Here is a 20471-nt window from a genome sequence, read left to right as displayed (position 1 = left end):
ATCTCCCTGACGCACCCTAGCGAGCGAAGAGACCTTCACAAGTCAATTCCCATGCATTTTAACGCCTGCGGCAGACGATTGAATCTACGTCGCCTACGGAGCATCGGTGCATTTTTTTCATTTTTAGGCTTACCCCATCGCCTGAAGCTGTTTATAAGCACCCCACTACGTCCCATGGATAATCTTAGTCTCTCATACCGGAGGAAAATCACGCGTGCTGGCTTGGCATGTGTGTTAGGAGCATGCTCGCCTCAAATCTTACCACCGCTGGCCGCGCAGGAATCTGTTGTACAGCAGGAAATGAACCGCCGTGCCGAGAACTCCCGTCAGGCATATGACCTGCTGAAGACAGGTGACGCCGCCTATCAAAAACAAGATTACGAGGCCGCCGTAAAAGATTACTCACGTGCTTTTGACCTTCTCCCCAAGGCCGCCAGAACGGAAGAAATTCGTGTCATCGCCGCAGAACGCTACGCCACCTCCGCCACGGAACGCGCCCGCAAACTGGCCAAGACCGGTGATTACGCCGCCGCACGCACGTTACTAGATACCGTGCTGAAGCCAGAGATCGCCCCCACTCATATGGGTGCCTTGAAGCTGCGCCAGCAAATCGACGACCCGATCCGTTACAACCACGCGCTGACTCCAGAGCACGTTCAGGATGTTGTCAAAGTCGGCAGAAACCTGCGCGAAGCAGAAGGCTTTTTCCAGCTCGGTCAATACGACCGCGCACTGACCATTTACAAATCGGTCCTAAGAACTGACCCCTACAACAAAGCCGCTCGCCGCGGTATGGAACGGGTAGTCACAGCAAAAACCGATTATTTCCGTGCCGCCAATGACCACACTCGTGCCGAGCTTCTCAGCCAAGTGGATCAAGCATGGGAAACCTACGTAGCTCCGAGCGACAGCACTCCGGATCCGATCGAGTTCAACCAACCATCCGATCTCGCCCCCGACACCCGTGACCGTCTAGCAGGCATCGTTGTCGACGTGGTGGATCTCGACAACGTTTCCGTGGAAGAAGCTCTCGACTTCGTCCGTCTGCAGAGCCGCCTCGCCGACGCCCCCGGTCCAAACGGCGAAGCCAGTGGCATCAACGTCGTGTTTAACCCCGGCCTGCCAGATTCTGACACCGCCAGAAGCATCGGTGCATCAAGAATTAACCTGAAGGCACGCAGCCTACCTATTTCCAAACTACTCGACTACATCGCCGATCAAAGCGGCACTCAGTGGCGCACTGACGGTGTTGGCGTGATTGTCACCCCCCTGGGCAGCACAGACGCCACACTCAGCAGCCGCACTTTCCGCGTCCCACCAAATTTCCTGAGCTCTGCAGCAACGAAGGAGTCCGCCGATGAAGGCAACATCTTCGACAGCGGCAATGACAACAACGGCGAAGGACTGCTGAAAAAACGCATCTCCATCACCGAGTTCCTCAAACAGAATGGTGTCAGCTTTCCTGAGGGAGCCTCCGCGACATACACGCGCTCGAACAACCTCCTCACGGTTCGCAACACACCTGATAATATTGATCTCGTTGATCAGCTTGTCTCCATCATTGCCGGAGAAGCTCCCATTCAGGTAAAAATCCAGACCAGCATGATCCGCGTGAGCGAGACCAAGCTCAAGGAACTCGGGTTCGACTGGGCAATCACCCCTTGGTCCATCAACCAAAACCTCTTCATGGGTGGCGGATCTGTCGGAAACGGCAGTGATCTGGGATCCCTCGGCTCAATCGACATCGGAGGCAACGGCGTTACCTCTGGTAACCGTAGCGGTAACAGCGCTACCACATCCGACTCCATCGACGCCCTGATTAGCGAAGCTAGTGGCGGCACTTCCGGTTCTACATCTAGTCGGGCACCCGGCATTCTTTCTCTGACTTACATCGGCAGCGGCGTCCAGGTGCAGATGATGATGCGCGGTCTGGACCAAAACAAAGGAACCGATGTCATGGTGAACCCATCCGTCGTCTCTCGTAGCGGCGAACGGTCCAAGATCGAGATCAAACGGGAATTCATCTACCCCACAGAATACGAACCACCAGAACTTCCTAACTCCATCGGCAACAGCACGCTGAGCACCGGCATCTTCCCTGTCACCCCCGCTACCCCCACAGCCTTCGAGACCCGAAATGTCGGCGTCACGCTGGAAGTGGAGCCTACGGTAAGTGCAGATAAAAACTTCATCGAGCTTTCGCTTCGCCCTGAGCTCGTCGAATTCCAAGGGTTCGTGAACTATGGATCTCCCATCTACGCACTGACCGATACCGGACTGCTCTCTAGCGGAGACACTGAGCCTCTGACTCTGAACAGCATTCTCATGCCCGTGTTCAAAACCATCCGCATGCCTAACAGCGCCGTCACCATTCAGGATGGTGCCACCGTCGTGCTCGGAGGGTTGATGACCAGCCGCAAATCCAAGGTAGAAGATAAAACGCCCATTCTAGGCGATATCCCCTACGTAGGTCGCTTGTTCCGCTCCGAAGCAGAATCCACCTTCAATGAAGCTGTTATCATTAGCGTGCACGTAGAACTGGTAGACCCTACAGGTAAACCTTGGCGCAATCGCTAACAGACACAACTTACTCGATTTGACGGTTGCAGCGGTGATGATTCCTTCTAGCCTGCCTGCTAACACAAAGTTTTATGGCATCCGATTCCTCTTCCCAAGATAACAGTCAATACTCCGTCGATGAGATGATGGCCAACCTCAAGCGAGGCGACCGTCAAAAGCAGCGCAGGAGTTCGGGCAGAGAAGGTGAATTGGTGACACGCGAGGACGGCACTCAAGTCGTCAAAGTGAAACGCCGCAAGCGCCGTTCTAAGCAGCCAGAAAAACCCAAAAAACAAACCCTGAGTCCGAAGGCCAAGTGGGCTTTGTTAGGCAGCATTATCGGGGTTCTTTTATTGATCGTGGTCGCGATCATTTTCATCATTGCCAAATACAACGGCCGCACATTCACAGAAAGCACTGAGGCGAAAATCGCTGAGATCTCCGGCGCTTCCGAAACCGCCGTGACACAGCTCCGTGTGACCCCAGTTTCTGCCAAGGCTGGGAAATTCGAACTCTCTTGGGATCGACATTCTTTCTTGAATCAAGCAACTCTGAACAACCTTCGGGCCGACATCAAAGCGACCAGCTTTTTCGGTAGCGATTGGGTCGGTGAGGAAGTTGTCGCCAGCACTGGCAAAGTTTATTTCCAGACTCCTGTGTCACTGGCAGAGACTAGCCACGATCCGGTTCCCTCCCCTTATCAGTTCGGCTCCTACCGCTGCAACGAACTCGATATCCACTTCGGTGATGAGCGCGATGCTCCATCGATCATCGCCCTGCAGATGTCCCAGCGCAAGATGGAGAACGAGCGCTATCAGTTTGTTTTTCAGGACGGACTAATCCAAGTTCCCAACTGGCCCGAGCTCACCCTCGCCTCGGGGGTCATCACGCTTAACTCGCAGTATGCAGAAATCGAAACCCTGCTCGGAACCACCGGCCATACCACAACCGGCCAACTTTCAATCAGCGGTCGTATTTCCAGAGCCATGAACAAGACCGTCTCACTGGACATCAATGCCAAGGATTACCCCATCCACGATCTTCTCGGCAAAGAACTCGGCCGCATTATTCAGGGGACATGCACCAGCTCCACCGGCACTCTTTCCTACGATTACCAAAAGAGTTCGGTCGCCGGACTCAGCTTTGTGCTGCCGTTTTCCTCCACCGATATTCAGCTGACAGAGCTACCGATGCTGGCAGCTCTGAAAGACCTCACGGGAAATACCGACTACGTGCGCCCGATCTTCCGCAACAGCCGCGGCACCATCACCCGCACCTCCGAAGGTGTCAGCATCAACGATATCGCCTGGATCAGCAGCAGCCTGCTGACGATCCGTGGCAACCTCCACATGGGCGACGACAAAAAGCTCAGTGGAACTCTCGATATCGGCGTGCCTTCCACCGCCTTCCACAGTGACCCGCCCGCCCCCTTTGAAGGGCCTAAGGACGGACTCTACCACGCCACCGTGACCATCTCCGGCACCATTCACAATCCATACGACAACCTCGGCGAGCAAATCAAAGCGGCTGGCGGCAATTCTGCGATGCCAAAAACCATCCCATCAACCCCAATTGACCCACAAAAGGCACTTGAGGACGACTTTGATTCACTGAGCCGTTGATCTTGGGTTGTCATCCGGCGTAAAGCTGTTTGAATGAGTGGCATGACAAAAGCGGACAAGCAATTCCTCTTCGATCTACTCAGCACCCCGAGCCCCACGGGCTTCGAAATGCCCGGCCAACGCGTTTGGGCCAAGCACATCGGCAAGCACAGCGACAGTGTCGACTGCGACACCTACGGCTCCACCTGGGCCGTCTTGAAGGGTTCCAGCAAAACCAAATCGGTGATGCTCGAAGCCCACGCTGACGAGATCGGCTACATGATCAAACACATCACCAAGGACGGCTTCCTGTATGTCGATCGCGTAGGGGGAAGCGACGCCGCCACCGGTCGAGGCCGCCGACTGGATATCCTCACCGAGCAAGGACCGGTCACCGGCATCATCGGCAACACCGCCATCCACCTACGCCGCGACTCGTTGGCCAATGAAAAAGCTCCCCAGATCCATCAACTTTGGGTGGACGTCGGAGCATCCTCACGCGAGGAGGTAGCGGAAATGGGCATCCGGGTCGGCCACGCCGCCGTCTATCAAGATGGACCGATGGAAATGGCGAACAAACGCCTCGTCGGCAGAGCTCTCGATAACCGCATCGGCGGATTCATCATCGCCCAGGTGATGAAAAAAATCGCCAAAGCCAAGAGCAAGCCCAACCACTCGCTGCTGTGCCTCAATGCCATTCAGGAAGAAATCGGCGGCTCCGGCGCCAAGATGGCCACCCACCGCCTGATGCCCTCGGTTTGCATCTGCCTCGATGTCACCCACGCCACAGACACCCCCGGTCTCAGCGCTGCGCAATACGGTGAGGTCAAACTCGGCCAAGGCCCCAGCCTGACCCACGGAAGCGCTAACCACCCACTGGTGGTGGAACGCTTGATGGCCGTCGCTGAGAAAAGCGAAATCCCGATTCAACACGAAGCAGCCAGCCGGTTCACAGGCACTGATACCGATAAGATTTTCGATGTCCAACATGGCGTGCCCAGCGCACTGGTCTCCTTGCCGCTGCGCTGTATGCATTCAGTTGTGGAAACTGCACATTGGGACGATATTGAGGCCACCATCGACCTCCTTGCTGCCTTTGTCAGTTCGCTCAAAGCGGGCGATGACTTCAGCCAGAAACTCTAATTCTCCCCCAACCGTTCACCGCCACCATGAAACTTTTCCTCTCCATCATCGCCCTGACCGCCAGCCTGAGCACCACGGCCATGGCCGATCTTGGTGAGGACGTCAAACCGGCAGTCGATTACCTCAACATGCTTAATCGCGGGAACTTTGAACTCGCGGATCGGACGGCGCTGTCTCCGCACTGCGACATCAACCGCCGCAAGCAAATCAAAGAACAGCTCGAGTTCTATTATAAGACGAACCTTTCCGAAGGAGATGTCTACACCCTCGAAGCGCATAAAACTGAAGGTAACTTCGCAGCCCTGCTACTCCGATCGGTCGATCCCGTCTCCCCCCTGAGCATCCACATCCACCCGATCGCAATGCTCAAGCGCGACGACGCCTGGCTGCCCGCCCCGCTGCCAGGCTCATTTGCCAATACCGGCTACGGCTACGATCCAGAAGTGGAAAAAACCGTCAAGTCGCTGGAAAACTGGATGAATGTGGAAACGCTGAAACGCGAAACCGCAGCTCGTAAAAAAGCGTCCACTCAGCTCATGGGCCAGATCACCGAGCGGATGAAAACCGCAGGCTTGGAAAACATCAGTCCGCAAGAGGCGGTGCTCAAGCTGATCTCCGCCCTACGCGAGAAGGACCTGCTGCAAACCCTCGCCATCACCGGCGCAGCCACACCAAAAGCCGAAGAACCTCTGATCAGCACCCTCGATTACATCGCTCGCGGGCTGGAGCAAACCGATCCCTCAAGCTATTGGTTTATGGTCAGCTCCCGCTCGGTCATTCCCGAGGTGATGAAGGTCGATGAGATTAAAAAGGAAATCGCTCTAGGCTTCTGGAACCCGATCGGCAAGACCGAGGCGCGTATTCTCTATTTCCCCTATTTCGAATCCGATGGCCGAACCTTCGTCAACATTTCCCAACTGATGAAAATCGCCCTTCTGCGGGAAGACCAACGATGGCGCCAGCACTGGCGGCACCGCCGGGGCGATGAAACGGCCCTCGAGAAGAAGCTGCCAGCGGCCATCTTTGAGAACAACCCTACCAAAGGTGCGGCAGAGAGTGCTCAGCTCATGGAAGCGGTGCTCAATCACAAACAATCCGGCACCTTCAGCCAACTCATCCCCATGCTGCCCAGTGGCGATCCCTATTTCGAGCAAGACGATCGCAAAAAGAGCACCCTATCGGCACTCGGCAACCTCTGGCGCCGACTCATGGAAATGGACGGCAACCCGATGCGTGAACTGGGGGTGCTGCAGGAAAAAGACCTCGCACTCGCCCCCCTACAGTTCGCCAAAAGCAACCGCCCCGGTGAGTTTGAAACCATCAAAGTCTGGATGATCCGTCAGCAGGAGCGCTGGTATCTCATCCCCGAGGAAACTCTCGCCATGATGTCCGGCAAGGATGGTAAGACCACGATGGCCAAGCTCGATAAGAAGCTGGAGTCGATTCAAAAAGAGCAGCAGGAAAAACAATCAAAAGACCTGCTTGGCAAAGTCATCACCCTGACCCCACCACTGACGCTAGATCCAGTCAGCGACACCGATGCCAAAAAGCTGGTGAAAAGCTATCGCAAACTTCTCAAGTCCAAGGAAATGGCCGCTGCCATGGGACACTGTGCCGTCCTCGAAGGAACTAACAGCGCCCAAACGCTGAAGATTTTCAACTACGCCATCCGCGGAGCCAACGATCAAGCGGTCGAGGACCTTCACCTTGGCATCAACCGTTCCGGCAAGTGGCTCGGACTGAGCTTGCGCACCACTTCGAAGTCCTCCGGACTGATGGATTACCCGCTCTATTTGATCGCCCACACTGAGCAAGGCGGGAAGATCATGTTAGATATCGACCTGCGCGAAGCCACCAATCGTGGACGAGAGTTGCTCAATGCCAAAACCTGGCGCAAGCTCAAGCAGACGCTGCCGGAAAGTTCACTCGCTGATATTGAGAAACTGTTCAAATTGCACAGTCAATTAAGCCGCGCTGATATCGCGAAAAACCAACAAGAGGAGGAAGAGTAAACACGACACTCCTGCTCACCTCATCGATTTTTTTACAGCCTGCCATCACCCTTTTCTATGTCTCCTTCGGAATCCGCCACTCGCCTTGAACAATCCGTCTGCACCATCATCCGTGGTCAGGAAAAAACCATCCGCAACATCCTGGCCTGCCTTATCTCGGGTGGCCATGTTCTGCTCGAAGACAATCCAGGCACCGGCAAAACCACCTTGGCCAAGGCGATCGCCGGCTCGATCAAAGGGGCCGATTTCAGTCGGATCCAGTTCACCCCGGACCTTCTCCCCTCGGACATTCTCGGCGTCTCGATTCTCAACCAGAAGACAGCCGAGTTCCAGTTTCACCCCGGGCCTGTTTTTACCGACATCCTGTTAGCCGATGAAATTAACCGGGCATCACCGCGGACGCAAAGCGCCTTGTTAGAATCAATGGCGGAGCAGCAGGCGACCATCGAGGGCAAGCGTTATCAACTGGAAGGGCTGTTTTTCGTCATCGCCACCCAGAACCCCGTGGAGTTCCGGGGCACTTACCCCCTGCCGGAAGCGCAGATGGACCGCTTTGCCATGCAGTGCTCACTGGGCTATGTCAGCGCCGCCGAGGAAGCCGACATCCTGGCCTCACAAAACAACGGCCACCCACTCGATAGCCTCGACCCCGCAGTCACCCTCGATGAAGTCATCGCCCTGCAAGCTGCCGTTTCCAACATCCGCATCAGCGAGGAGCTGCGCCACTACATCGTCGCTCTGACCAATGCCACACGCGGCTTGGAAGATGTTCGGCTCTCCGCCAGCCCGCGGGCTTCGCTCAGTTTGATGAAGGTGGCGCAGGCACTTTCCCTGTTTGAAGGCCGCGATTTTGTCACCCCGGAAACGATCCAAGACATCGCCCCAGACGTCATTGCCCACCGTTTGGTGATTGCCCCCGAAGCCAAGTTCAGCGGACTGACCGGGCGCCGCGTGGTGGAGGACATCCTTGAAAAAATCCCAGCCCCCGTCTAGGCTCAGCAAGATATGGCGGAAGCACACACAGCCAGTTACTTCAGGCGTCAGATTTACCAGGTGTTCCGCCGCAACTCGGCCTTGGCGCACTTTCTCACCCTGCGCATTCGCCCCGCCGGGGTCTTGCTCATTCTCGCCGTGCCAGCGGCCTGGATTTTGATGCCACAGAATGCGCTCGGCCCCCTGTTTCAGATCCGTGGGATCATTTTTGCCGTGCTGGGGGTTTCGCTGATCTGGGCCTTTTTTCGTCGCGCCAAGCTCACAGCCAGGCGCGAGCTCCCACGCCTGGCGACCGCAGGCGAGCCCATGCACTACCGGGTCATCGTGAAGAATACCGGCCGGCGCCGCCTGTCCGGAACCAGAGTGTTAGAGATGGTGCCAGATAACCGCCCGACCTTGGAAAACTTCGCCAATTCCCGCGAGCCGGGGGAAGAGAAGCGCAACTTTTTCGATCGGAAACTGGGCTACTACCGCTGGGAGTGGCTACAGCGCGGACTGACGCTTTTCAGCAACGATCCATCCCCAGCACTCCCCTCCATCGCCCCGGGAGAATCCTCCACCACTCGCCTCAGCCTCACTCCCACCAAGCGGGGAATCATTTCCCTGACTGATCTTCGCGTCTGCCTGCCGGACCCCCTGGGCGTGTTCCAGCGCTGCCGTAAAATCAAGGCGGAGCCGGGCAAACTCATCGTGCTGCCACACCGCTATCGTTTGCCCGACTACGAGATCCCCGGTAGTGCGCGATTTCAGCTTGGCGGAGAAGCCGCATCCAGCACCACGGGGCAATCGGGTGACTTCACCTGCGTGCGCGAATACCGCCCCGGCGATCCGCTGCGCCATATTCACTGGAAAAGTTGGGCCCGCACCGGCAAGGCGATCGTCAAGGAATACGAGGACGTTTTCTTTCCTCGCTACGGCTTAGTGTTAGATACCTTTGCTCCCGCCGAGGAAGCTGAGATGTTTGAGCAAGCCGTCTCGGTAGCGGCCTCATTCGCCGCCAGCATCGATACCCGTGAGAGCCTGCTGGACCTCATGTTCATTCGCTCCGAGGCCTATGTGTTCAGCGCTGGCCGGGGTGAAGAGCGCATTGATAAAATGCTCGAGGTGCTTGCCGGGGTCCAGTGTGCGCCTCAACAAGATTTTGAAGCCTTGCAGAAACTGATTCTACGATACCGCGATGATCTTACCGCCTGCATCTGTATTTTCACCGGCTGGTGCGAACAACGCCGTGACGTGGTCGCCAACCTGCGCCGGGTGGGCATGCAGCTCAAAGTGATCTCGATTTGTCAGGACCTGGAATCGGCACACCGCCTGCACGCCGAATTCCCAGCGCCCGTTCCCATTCAATGGTTACGAACCACCCACATTGAAGAAGACCTGCACCAGCGACTCGCCTAAGATGAATCAACACGCACCACCTCGCTTACTCACCGGCGTCGCCCTGCTTTTCTGGGGAGGCCTGACCGGCAGCCCGATCCTCGGTTTGCTCGCGGCGGCGCTCCTGGAAGCCAGATCTTGGGCGTCATTGCGCTGGGAGTTCAGTCGGGTTTCCTACGTCAGAGCCTGGCACTTTTCCGTGATCTGCGCACTCCTCTTAGCGGTGGTCTCTTGGCTCAACGGTATGAAGGTGGGGAGAATTCACACTCTCTTTGTCTGGGCCCCCCTGACCCTACTGCCGATTGAGCTGGCCCAACGCTACGGCAAGGCCGCGTTGATTCCGCTGAACACCTTCTCCTTTTTCGCCCGACGCAAGATGGAGTCCGACCTGAAAAATGGTCACCACACCAATCCCCGGATGATCAACACCGGCTACATCTACCTGGCCATCGTGCTGTTAGCCACGGCGGTGGCGAGTCGGAATGAAATCCAGCACTTCGTCGGACTGGCGATCATTTTCGGTGCCTGCCTGTTATTCAATGCACGCCAGAACGGCTTCCGCCCGCTCGCCTGGCTGGTGGCCTTCGCCACCATCATCACCTTCTCCTACGCCGGCCACTGGGGCTTGTTCAAACTCTATCAGCACTACGGTCAAGGCGGAGACTCTACGGTCGACAGTCGACACACCTCAGCCAACGAAGCCCGCACCAGCATCGGTAAGCTAGGCCGCCTCAAGCTCAGCCCTAACATCTTCTGGCGGATGAGTGTTGCCGATGACAACACGCCGCAGCTACTGCGAACTGCCACCTACAACAACTACAGCCGCGCGGTCTGGAGAAACATCCCAAGCCCTACCGAGGAGGACAGCCTGATCAAGGACGACGGCTTTATGGACGAAACACGGATCGAGCTCGGCACGGGGCGCGATATCCGGGTTTTTAAACAAACCAGTTCCGACACCCCAAACATCACAGGAAACCCCACCGTGCGCCTAGTTGGCGAGGTCGATTCCGCGGTGATCGCCAACCCCATTCCGATGCCGCATTTCACCCAGGCGGTTGGAGATCTTGGGAAAGAGAGCGAGGTCTCGCTGGAGTGCAACGAGCTCGGCACGGTGAGGATCATTAACCCAGACTACAACGTGGTCTCCTACTCAATCTGGCTCGGCGATGAATCGACCACTGAGACCGCCCCCAACCAGCGGCACGATTACGACCTCCCGCCGGAGGAACGCGCTGCGGTTCGCCGCGTCTGCGACGAACTCGGGCTCGAGAAAGGCATGTCCGCAGAAAAAATCGTGCTCCGGCTGCGATCCCACTTTTCTAACAAATTCAAATACACCACCCACCTCACCACACCTGGCTTGCGCAAGAACACCCGCGGCACCGCCATTGGTCGCTTTCTTGAGAGCAGCCGACGCGGTCACTGCGAATACTTCGCCACCGCCACCGCTCTGATCCTCCGCGAGTGCGGGGTGCCGGCACGCTATTGCGTCGGTTTCGCCGTCACCGAGTTCGATAGCGAGCGCGATGAGTGGGTGTTGCGTGGCAAACATGCCCACGCGTGGGTGCGAGTGTGGAACCGCGACCACTGGGAAGATGTCGATCTGACACCACCATCGTGGGAGTCGCTGGAAGAAGCCAACGCATCCGCCTGGCAGCTTAAGTTGGTCGATTGGTGGCAGCGACTGCGCGAGGACTTCTTGATCTGGAGAACGCAGGATGAGAACAAAACCAAAACGGCCGTGGTCGCCGGCGCTTTACTCGCCCTGCTGCTGGCATGGATCGCTTGGAGACTGTGGAAATCCCGTCAACGCGGAGAGAAGAAAGGACCGAAAGCTCGCTACCAACGCCCGAAGGGAACGCCGCAAACAGCACTCAACAAATTGGAGCGCAGGATTGCTAGAAAAATAGGACCTCGCCCCGAGGGCCAGCCACTCTGCGATTGGGTTCGTCTACTCGAAACCAAAGACCCGAGCCTGCAGAGCATCATCGCGCCATTGACCCAGCTCCATTCAGAAGTCCGCTTCGATCCCGAGCACAGCAGCGAAGAGCATGCTGCCAAGATCACCGAGCTCAGCGCCGCCTTGAAGAAACGCCTGAAAACGATGCCCGCCTAGACCGGCAGAGGGACTCATTCGCCTGGGAACGGATTGGCACTGTGACGAAGGTCGATTTCCTCCGGCGTGTAGCCCCCGATCTCCTGCAGGGGTTCAAGCACATCCGCCGGCCGAAGCAAACTGAGCCCGAGTGCGGTGGACGTGGTCAAAATGGCGGCAGTGATGGCTAACAGAGAGCTGCCGCTGCGGCCACCACCAAGCAGTCGGTTGACTCTCAGTTTCAATGGCGCGTGATCGGCCATCGCCATGGCACCTGGAGGTCGAGCTTCGGCCATCGCCGTTTCCACCACGTCGCAGAGCGCGCTGATGTAGCTTTTCCGATCGGCCCCGGCCGATACCACCAAGGCATCACAGGCATATTCGCACTGGGTGAGAAACTTGCCACGCAGCCACCATACCAAGGGATTATACCAGTGCAGGGCACAGGCGATTTCAGCAGCCAGACGGAACCACAGGTCCCTGCGACGAAGATGCCCCAGCTCGTGTAAAATTGCCATTTTCCGCGTTTCGTCACTCCAATCATGAGCACAGATGGGGAGTAAAATCACCGGGCGAAATAACCGAGCCACCACTGGCGAGCTCAGACCTGACTTGATCTTCATCTCGGGGAGCTTGGTTAGTCCCAGAAGTTCAGCGCACTCGACTAACACAGGTTTCCAATCTTGAGGATCCACGTCATCAGACTGCTCCAGCCATCGGTGCAGAGCGATGTGATGCCTGACTATACGCAGCAGCATCAGCAGAGCCATGGCAGCCCAGGCGATGGGTAACAGACCCGTCATCCCCCACGAAGACAGACTGGCGACAGCATCTTCCGCCCGAGGCATCACGACCTGCACTTTCGGCAGCAGAGCCAAGAGAGGTAAAACCAACAGCAAACCCAAACACAACGCCGTCAGCCAAGGCCGCCCGCAAGGGTCCTTCCGCCCCGTCACCCACACCCACAAAGCGGCGATGAGAGACATCAGTAGGCTAGTGATCAAAAGGGACATGGCTCGCGGCGGGTGGCAGGTTTCCTAGAACTTACGCATCCGAAGGACTCTGATCTTCCAGAGCATTGCGGATTTTCTCGATCTCCTTCTCGTCCAACTGCATGTCCTTGGGGTCGAGCAGAGCGGCAACCAGCTTTTCGGGTCGACCATCGAAGAAGGTGCTTAGTAAATTCATCATCGCCGATCTCCGGGCACGCTTTTCGGCGATGGCCGGCTTGTAGATATAGCGCCGGGACTCCTTGCTGTGAGTCACCATCCCCTTACCTTCCAAGGTGGCCATCAAGGCGCGGACAGCGGAATACGACGGAGGGTCAGGCATGGCCTCCAGCACTTCCTTGGCCGAGGCCTGCCCCAGCCGATACAAAATGTCCATGATCTGACGCTCGCGTCTGGACATGTGGCCTTTTTCCAATCGATTCATGCCCTGAAGTTCCCACAATGCTAAAAATGCCGCAATTAAAAAATGCTGTTATTTTAGCACAAAGAGATTGACACACCTCCATAATTGCTGCTTTTCTAGCACCATTATGAAACACCCTATCCGTCAGCTTGCCCCCCTAGCGTTCCTCGCCGCCGTCACCTGGCTACTGGCATCTTGTGCTTCGCCCGAAACCAGCGCTCCGGCACCGGCAGTGAGTGTTGAAGCCGATTCCAACATGCCGTGGAATGCTCCGGCCACGGGCGCTTCCTCTCAAAAAAGCCGCGCAGTGAACGCAAGTGCAGCTGTGCGCCGCCCAGGTTTAGGCACCGGTTGGGGCGAGACGGTTTCATCCCAGGTTGGTTACTCGAGCTTTACCCGCGCCAGCTCGAAACCCGCCGGAGTGGCATCCATTTATTACAACGATAAGGAAGGAGTCGCCGCCATGACCGGAGCTTGGAAATACAGCGGCAGCGGCATGCAGCGCGCGGCTGGCGGATTGGTGGAATGGGGCGTCAAAGGCGGCTGGAGCATGCTGAAAAACTACAACTCCGGCGGTCGGCGCTACGTAGTAGGTCGCAAAGGCAGCGATTATGCCTTGGTGGTCAAGAACCTGAGCCGATCAGCTCTTGAGATCGTTCTCAGTGTCGACGGGCTGGATGTCATGGATGGCAAAACTGCCTCCTTCAAGAAACGAGGCTACATTATCCAGCCAGGAAAAACTCTGACGGTCAAAGGTTTCCGCACCAGCGAGGCGGCCGTGGCAGCTTTCAAATTCTCCTCCGTCGCAGGCTCCTACGCGAACTTGAAACACGGCAAAACTCGCAACGTCGGCGTGATCGGCATGGCGGTGTTTACCCAGCAAGGTGTAGATCCTTGGAAATGGTCGAATAGCGCAGTCCAGCGTCGCCACAGCGCCAGCCCCTTTGCAGAAGCTCCATCGACACGAGCACGATAGTTTTTTTTCACATCTCAAGATGATCTAACTCCTGATTGCGATTCATCGTTTTCAGGAGTTTTTCTGGTTGGAAGTCATTCGTTTAGAGTTCATGTTTCGGCCATGGAGCACACCAGATCCAAGACCCCCTATATTTTTTTCATCTCAGTCATCGTGCTGACACTCATCGCTATGGTGTTGCTGGTGCGCCAATGTTCTTCGCAACCAGCAGATGATGGCACAGGCCAAGACGGAGCCGCCGATACTGAGCAAAGTGCGGCAGACGCCGACAGCATTTCACTGACCGTCGACGGCAAGCATGTCGACGAAACCAGCACCGCCCGCACCGGCACCCCGGAGGAATTGGTGGGACATATCCGTGACCTAATCGTTGAGGCAAACGACAGTGGCGATGCCCAAGACTTGATCAAATTTCTCGGCGAAGGAGCTCTGACCGATCAACAATCCAAAGACCTGCACCAACTCGCCGCCAGTACTCGATTGAAGCTCGATAGCTCCGAGCCCTTTTCGCTGTTAAAAAATGCCGATGACCGCTGGGCCATGAATCTCGCCGACCGACAGCGCATCCTTCTCGATCTAGCCAAAACCCAAGAGGGTCAGTGGAAAGTCAACACAGTCACTCTCCCCGGCGAGCGTCGTGCGGCGAACGCCTACGGCATCGATCCCGCGACACCGGAAGACGAACGCCAAGCAGCTATCACCGTGCACAAGTTCATGGAAGCTATCTTGAAGCTCGATCCCACCAGCGCCCGATCATTTGTCGATGAGTCACAGGTCAACTACGCCAAGCTCGCCGGTCTCTGCATTGTCTTCGAAGAAGGAGCCTACCAGCTCGCTGAGGATCGCGCCGTCCGCAAGATGTTCCTGCGAGACAAGTCGGCTGGCTGGCTCGCTCGGGTCACGACCAAAGACGCCACCCAGATGGCCATGTTCGCGATCAGCACCAAGCGCAAGGATGCCAACTCTCCATGGAAAATCACCGAGATCAACCTCGATAAACTCTTGGCAGATTACGCCGGCAGATTCAGCGGCGGCGATATTTACTACACCCCACTGATCAAGAACCCGAAGGGTGGTGACAGCCTGGCGATCTACTTTGACCTGGATTCCGAAGAACTCACCGCGAGGACCAAACGTCAGCTCAAGATCGTTGCCAATTTACTGAAAAATGATGCGGGTAAAAAACTCACCATTTCCGGTCATACCGATGCTCTGGGCTCAGATGCTCACAACCTGAAACTATCCGAGCAGCGAGCTCGTAAGGTGATGGCATACCTCACCGAACAGGGGGTCAACGCCCCACAAATGATGGTCACCGGATATGGCAAATCACAACCGCGCCGCCCTAACACCACTCAAGACGGCAAGGACGCTCCAGACGGTAGGCGCGCCAACCGCAGGGCTGAAATCCTACTCAACTTCTAACTTTATTTAGGCAATCATCATGAAACAACGCATTATTCTTGGAGCGGTTGCCATCCTGTTCATCCTCGTCGCCTGTCTGGTTGTGCGCGGATTTCTTAAATCCCGCTCTGGCTACGAGGTCCTGGTTAAATCCATGGACTCCTGGCAGCAGGCCGATGCTCCGCTAGGCTACCCCCTTAATTTCGCATCGCTCTCCGAAAACCCCAGCGAGGATGCGCAGATCCCAAACTTTGATTCCCGCCTGATCCAACTCTCGGCCTTCGAGCGTGCCCGGGTCCCCGTTACTACGCGCATGCACTCCGCCATGGGCAGCGAGTTCGGCGCTCTAACCTACAATGCACAACCCTATTGGGCCGATAATCCAAAACGTGGCGGTCATCACACGGGGGATGATTTCAATGGCATCGGCGGCATGAATACGGATTTGGGCGATCCTGTCTACGCGGTAGCCAACGGACTGTCCGTCTATCGAGGCGAACCCTCCAAAGGATGGGGCAACACGTTGATGCTGGCCCACCGCGATGTGGAAGGTGCCATCTTCATGTCAATGTATGCCCATCTGGATCAAATTTATACCCCTTACGGCAGTATGGTTTCACTCGGGGAAACGATCGGCACCGTCGGCACAGCCAATCTTAATTACCCAGCCCATCTACATCTCGAGATGCATCGAAGCTCCGGAGTCCACATAGGGGCTGGCTATACGAAGGTTCTAGGAGATCGGGTCGACCCCAGCCATGCCATTACGCAACAATCCACTGGCGCCCCTCATCAGCTTTACAACAGTCCACTGGCGATCATGATGCAGGAAAATCTCGAGTATACTCAGCAGAACCTCTCGATTCAAAACCAGAGCACTCAAGATAATTAACATTGATCGATTGAGATTCCTCGGTCAGACCTAAGTCACCTAACCGATTTCAAGACGAATTTTACCTAACCTTTTTCTCGATGACCCCAACACCTACACCCGACGATTTCACGCCCCCTGAGATCGAAGAAATCGCTGGTTTACTCCCGGCCTATGAAATTCTCTCCTTTATTGCCAAAGGGGGCATGGGAGCCGTCTATCTCGCTCGCCAAAAATCGTTAGACCGTGAAGTAGCGATCAAGATTCTGCCCCGCCAATACGGAGCCGATGCAAGCTTCCGCGCTTCATTTCAAGCGGAGGCGAAAAGTATGGCCAAGTTCAACCACCCGAACTTGATCGGGATCTACGATTTTGGTCAGGTTGATGGCCTACTCTACATCATCATGGAGATGGTGCATGGAGAGTCTCTCTATCACTACTCCTACGGGAAAACCATCGATCCAGAGGAAGCCAGCCGGATTATTATCGGCATCTGTAAGGGGCTCAGCAGCGCGCATAGTCATGGGATTTTGCACCGCGATATCAAACCGGCAAATATCCTGCTCGGACCCAAAGCATCTCCAAAAATTGGTGACTTTGGTTTGGCGCGTCCCGTCGGCGATCACGAGAGCGACAGCGCTTTTGGCACCCCCGGCTACACGGCGCCGGAAGTGATGAACGACCCCAGCGCGGTCGACCAGAGCACCGATATCTACTCTGTGGGCGTGATGCTCTACGAGCTACTCACCGGAGCTCTGCCGGATAACGTTTACACACCCGCTTCGACCATTGCCAAGTGCGATGCGAGGTTTGATCAAATCATCCGCAAAGCCACGCACCCGACGCCCACCATGCGCTACCGCAGCGCCGATGACATGGCTGACGAGCTGGAAAAGGTCTGTCAGCAGAACTCGTCGAATCGCCTACTGACTCGCCCCGCCACTCATTCAAACAACAGAAACGCTCTTGCCGTCCCTGCCGCCGCGGGCAGCCGTCCGGGTTTACAAGCCTCTGCTGCGGGCTCTCGGGCTAGATCCACCCCTGCATCGGTGCCACCTCCCAAGGTCGGTTCCAATGTGCCTTTCATCCGCAATGTGATCATCATCATCGGCTTGCTCGCCGCGATTTACATTGCTTGGGAAAGCCTGAAAGCAGTCAGAGCGGAACGCGCTGCAGAAAACGACTTGGTGAAGCAGCAGGATGAGGAAAAGCAGAAAAAACGAGAGGAAAAAGCCAAGGCGGCTCTAGCAAATGCCCCCAAACGCGTCCAACCGACTCCCCCTGTTAAAAAACTCACACCGCCCCCTGTCAAAGAGGAAACACCATGGCAGACATTGATGCGACTCCGTCCCAAGTTGGCCCAAGGAATGCGCAGTGAGATGCCTAAGGGCACTTTCACCCGCGATGGCCGCGCGCGGATGTATATTCGGAACAATCTAACTTGGCACCAGGCCCAGAACTTCTGCGCCCGCCACGGTGGCTACATCGCCGTTCTTCCTACTGAGGCCGATCTGCAATGGCTTTGTGGTAAATTGGAATCCGATCAGAAAATCTGGCTCGGCGCAGGCAGCGCAGGTGACGGTCAGTGGCGCTGGGTCGATGGCACTCCATGGAATCAGGAAATCCGCAGCACGTCCAAAGCCGCTTACGTAGCTGTCGACGATACCTCCATCCTCGAGCCTGTGCCTGCAACCGCCAAACGCACCTTTTTCATCGAGTGGAACATGGATGGAACGAATCCAGGCACCGTTGAGAACCAACTGAAGCGCTGCGCAGAGTCCATCGCCAACGGAGATCCTCAATACCCGGCTGGAACCACCTCATATGATAATCGGCACTACCTCCTACTGCAGAAGCGAGCCACCTGGCAAGAGGCCCAAGCCCTGGCTGAAATCGGAGGTGCCACTCTCGCCGTCCCATCCAATCCGGACGAAAATGTCTGGCTCGTCGAGTTCGTAGCAGCCGCCTTGGGTAAAGGAGAGGTCTGCTGGATTGGCGGTCACCGCCCACCGAACGGCTCCTGGCAGTGGGCCAACGGCGAGGCTTGGGAATTCGCCAACTGGAATCAAGGTGCCCCGAATGCCAAACCGACCATCGCAGCCGGTTGCGCCATTACAGCCAATCAAAATTGGAACGACTTCCCTGCCTCAGGTAAATCCTCGCATTTGATTATCGAGTGGAGCCAAGACGGAGAAGGTAACGAGGAAGTCGCCGACATCGGCGATGGCAACGATCAACTTACTCCCCTACGTCAAAAATGCGCCGCCTTGATCAAGGACATTCAGCAACGCTACGACAAAGAGTATTCCAATAACATCAAAGGCTACGAGCAGGAATTGAGAGCTTACGAACGAAGCCTCTCCAAGTCAGTCGCCGAAGCGGTCCGCCCAGGCTTGGCCATCATGACCAGCCGCTATCCAGGCAATCGCATCCCCGATGACATCCCTCGGGCCAATATGCCGGCCAAAGTCACCGAGATCCTCGACTCCCGCATTAACCGACAGACTCTGACCACCGCAAAATACGCTGCGGAAATCCAGAGCCTCAGTGAGAAATACCGCGCCAACTTGGAAAAAATCGCCCAAGAGCTCTCTAGCAAAGGACTGAAATCCCACCTGACACGCGTGCGTAAAGAGATCACCAAATCGCACAGTCAGCCATTGGCCTTCGAAAAGTATATACTGAATAGCCAGTAAAAAACACACTTTTGGACAATCTATTGAATTACCAAAGCAAAGCTACTGTCGTTTTTTAAAAAAGGATCGGTTCCGCTTGACGTAATATTAAAACTTCCTTAGTAGTTGATGTCAAATCCTTCTGGACATGACATCGAAGCCCACCGCGAACACCTCGCCTAGCGCAGAGGAGATCGAATCATACCTACCGGCCTATGACCGTGTGGAGCTGATTGCGACCGGTGGCATGGGCGCCGTCTACCGCGCACGGCAGATTTCATTGGACCGCACGGTGGCCATCAAGGTGCTTACACACGCCTGTTCGTCCTCGCTCCAGTTCCGCCAAATTTTCAAGTGCGAGGCCCAAGTGATGGCCAAGCTCAACCATCCAAACTTGGTTTCAATCTACGATTACGGCGAAGCGCACGGCTTGCTGTATATCGTGATGCAGTTCGTCCAAGGCCGTTCACTTCACGATGCCGCCCACGGTAAGTCTGTCGAAGCCCACGAGGCCGCAGCTCTGATTTCTACCGTGAGTAAAGCGCTAGCCGATGCCCATAACTCGGGAATCCTACACCGCGATATTAAACCGGCCAACATCCTCGTCGATTCCAAGATCAACCCAGTGGTGGTCGATTTCGGCCTCGCCCACCAGTCGGATGAATCTACCAAGAAAGGCGAAACCGTCTTTGGCACTCCGGGTTACACCGCGCCCGAGGTCATTACGCCTCCATTCAGTGCCGACCAGCGAGCTGATATTTTCTCCCTCGGAGTGCTACTCCATGAGCTACTCACCGGGCAGCTTCCGCAGTCGCCCTACCTGCCGCCATCCAGCCTAGTCACCGTGGATCCCCGCTACGACAGCATCGTCATGCGTGCCATCCACCCAAGCCCATCGATGCGCTACCACAAAGCCGAGGACCTCGCTGCAGATCTTGATAAAGTGCTCGCCGGACAGATGCTAAGCCCCACACCGCTACTACACACTCCGGTGAACCATCCGCAAATGGTGCGTCGCGTTCCCTCAAGTCCGATCGTGGCTGTGGCTCCTACACCCCCACCCAAGGTAAAGCCCATCAACGGGGAAGAACCTCCAGCTAACGAATCACCGAAATTGGATCATTCACGCGAAACATCTTGGTCCACCAAGTTGGCTCTCGCCGCCTGCTTGGCCATCGCATTTTTGGTCACCGGTCTGGTGATCAGCCACACCCAAGTCGATTCCGGGCCCGCCACCAGCAGGATGACTCAACCAAGTTCTCAGCCCAAGCAATCCGTGCTGGAGAACGATGAAAACAGGACTGAACCCACGATCGGACCAGGGATTACCGCCAACAGCCTGTAATCTC

General features: G+C 56.2%; 14 protein-coding genes. 12 read left to right on the top strand and 2 right to left on the bottom strand.

All coding sequences use genetic code 11. The features are described 5' to 3' along the window. Positions 1-174: 174 nt before the first annotated feature. The 7 genes from JO972_RS04870 to JO972_RS04840 all read left to right on the top strand — a co-directional run bounded on the left by JO972_RS04870 (position 175) and on the right by JO972_RS04840 (position 11804). Positions 175-2577, top strand: a complete 2403-nt coding sequence (locus JO972_RS04870) for an Amuc_1098 family type IV pilus outer membrane protein (protein ID WP_309488880.1) — start codon at positions 175-177, stop codon at positions 2575-2577. Positions 2578-2651: 74 nt separating this feature from the next. Continuing rightward, positions 2652-4181: a hypothetical protein gene (locus JO972_RS04865; RefSeq protein WP_309488879.1), complete on the top strand. Its 1530-nt coding sequence runs from the start codon at positions 2652-2654 to the stop codon at positions 4179-4181. A gap of 42 nt (positions 4182-4223) precedes the next feature. Beyond that, positions 4224-5303 (top strand): M42 family metallopeptidase, encoded by a 1080-nt coding sequence (locus tag JO972_RS04860; RefSeq protein WP_309488878.1) that lies wholly within the window; start codon positions 4224-4226, stop codon positions 5301-5303. 26 nt (positions 5304-5329) lie between these two features. After that, positions 5330-7315 (top strand): hypothetical protein, encoded by a 1986-nt coding sequence (locus JO972_RS04855; RefSeq protein WP_309488877.1) that lies wholly within the window; start codon positions 5330-5332, stop codon positions 7313-7315. Positions 7316-7372: 57 nt separating this feature from the next. Then, positions 7373-8308 carry an AAA family ATPase gene (locus JO972_RS04850; protein ID WP_309488876.1) on the top strand — a complete coding sequence of 312 codons (936 nt, stop codon included), beginning with the start codon at positions 7373-7375 and terminating at the stop codon, positions 8306-8308. 12 nt (positions 8309-8320) lie between these two features. Further along, complete coding sequence (locus tag JO972_RS04845; protein WP_309488875.1) at positions 8321-9706, top strand: DUF58 domain-containing protein; 1386 nt, start codon at positions 8321-8323, stop codon at positions 9704-9706. A 1-nt stretch (position 9707) separates the two neighbouring features. After that, complete coding sequence (locus JO972_RS04840; RefSeq protein WP_309488873.1) at positions 9708-11804, top strand: DUF4129 domain-containing transglutaminase family protein; 2097 nt, start codon at positions 9708-9710, stop codon at positions 11802-11804. A gap of 14 nt (positions 11805-11818) precedes the next feature. On the opposite strand, the gene JO972_RS04835 is transcribed toward JO972_RS04840, so the two are convergent. Beyond that, positions 11819-12796: a M56 family metallopeptidase gene (locus JO972_RS04835; RefSeq protein WP_309488872.1), complete on the bottom strand. Its 978-nt coding sequence runs from the start codon at positions 12794-12796 to the stop codon at positions 11819-11821. Positions 12797-12827: 31 nt separating this feature from the next. Then, entirely contained in the window at positions 12828-13217 is a 390-nt protein-coding gene (locus JO972_RS04830) for a BlaI/MecI/CopY family transcriptional regulator (RefSeq protein WP_309488871.1), read from the bottom strand. Between the two features lie 106 nt (positions 13218-13323). Here JO972_RS04830 and JO972_RS04825 point away from each other — a divergent pair, with 106 nt between their 5' ends. The 5 genes from JO972_RS04825 to JO972_RS04805 all read left to right on the top strand — a co-directional run bounded on the left by JO972_RS04825 (position 13324) and on the right by JO972_RS04805 (position 20467). Then, positions 13324-14172 carry a hypothetical protein gene (locus tag JO972_RS04825; RefSeq protein ID WP_309488870.1) on the top strand — a complete coding sequence of 283 codons (849 nt, stop codon included), beginning with the start codon at positions 13324-13326 and terminating at the stop codon, positions 14170-14172. A 102-nt stretch (positions 14173-14274) separates the two neighbouring features. After that, positions 14275-15597: an OmpA family protein gene (locus tag JO972_RS04820; protein WP_309488869.1), complete on the top strand. Its 1323-nt coding sequence runs from the start codon at positions 14275-14277 to the stop codon at positions 15595-15597. 19 nt (positions 15598-15616) lie between these two features. After that, complete coding sequence (locus JO972_RS04815) at positions 15617-16468, top strand: M23 family metallopeptidase (protein ID WP_309488868.1); 852 nt, start codon at positions 15617-15619, stop codon at positions 16466-16468. Between the two features lie 80 nt (positions 16469-16548). Then, on the top strand, positions 16549-19143 hold the full coding sequence (locus tag JO972_RS04810; RefSeq protein ID WP_309488867.1) for a protein kinase domain-containing protein: 2595 nt from the start codon (positions 16549-16551) through the stop codon (positions 19141-19143). Between the two features lie 127 nt (positions 19144-19270). After that, positions 19271-20467 carry a serine/threonine-protein kinase gene (locus tag JO972_RS04805; protein ID WP_309488866.1) on the top strand — a complete coding sequence of 399 codons (1197 nt, stop codon included), beginning with the start codon at positions 19271-19273 and terminating at the stop codon, positions 20465-20467. Positions 20468-20471: the final 4 nt, after the last annotated feature.

Source organism: Oceaniferula flava, from assembly GCF_016811075.1.
Classification (GTDB): domain Bacteria; phylum Verrucomicrobiota; class Verrucomicrobiia; order Verrucomicrobiales; family Akkermansiaceae; genus Oceaniferula; species Oceaniferula flava.
Note: the sequence above shows the minus strand (reverse complement) of the source record. Positions and strands in the feature narration are given on the sequence as shown.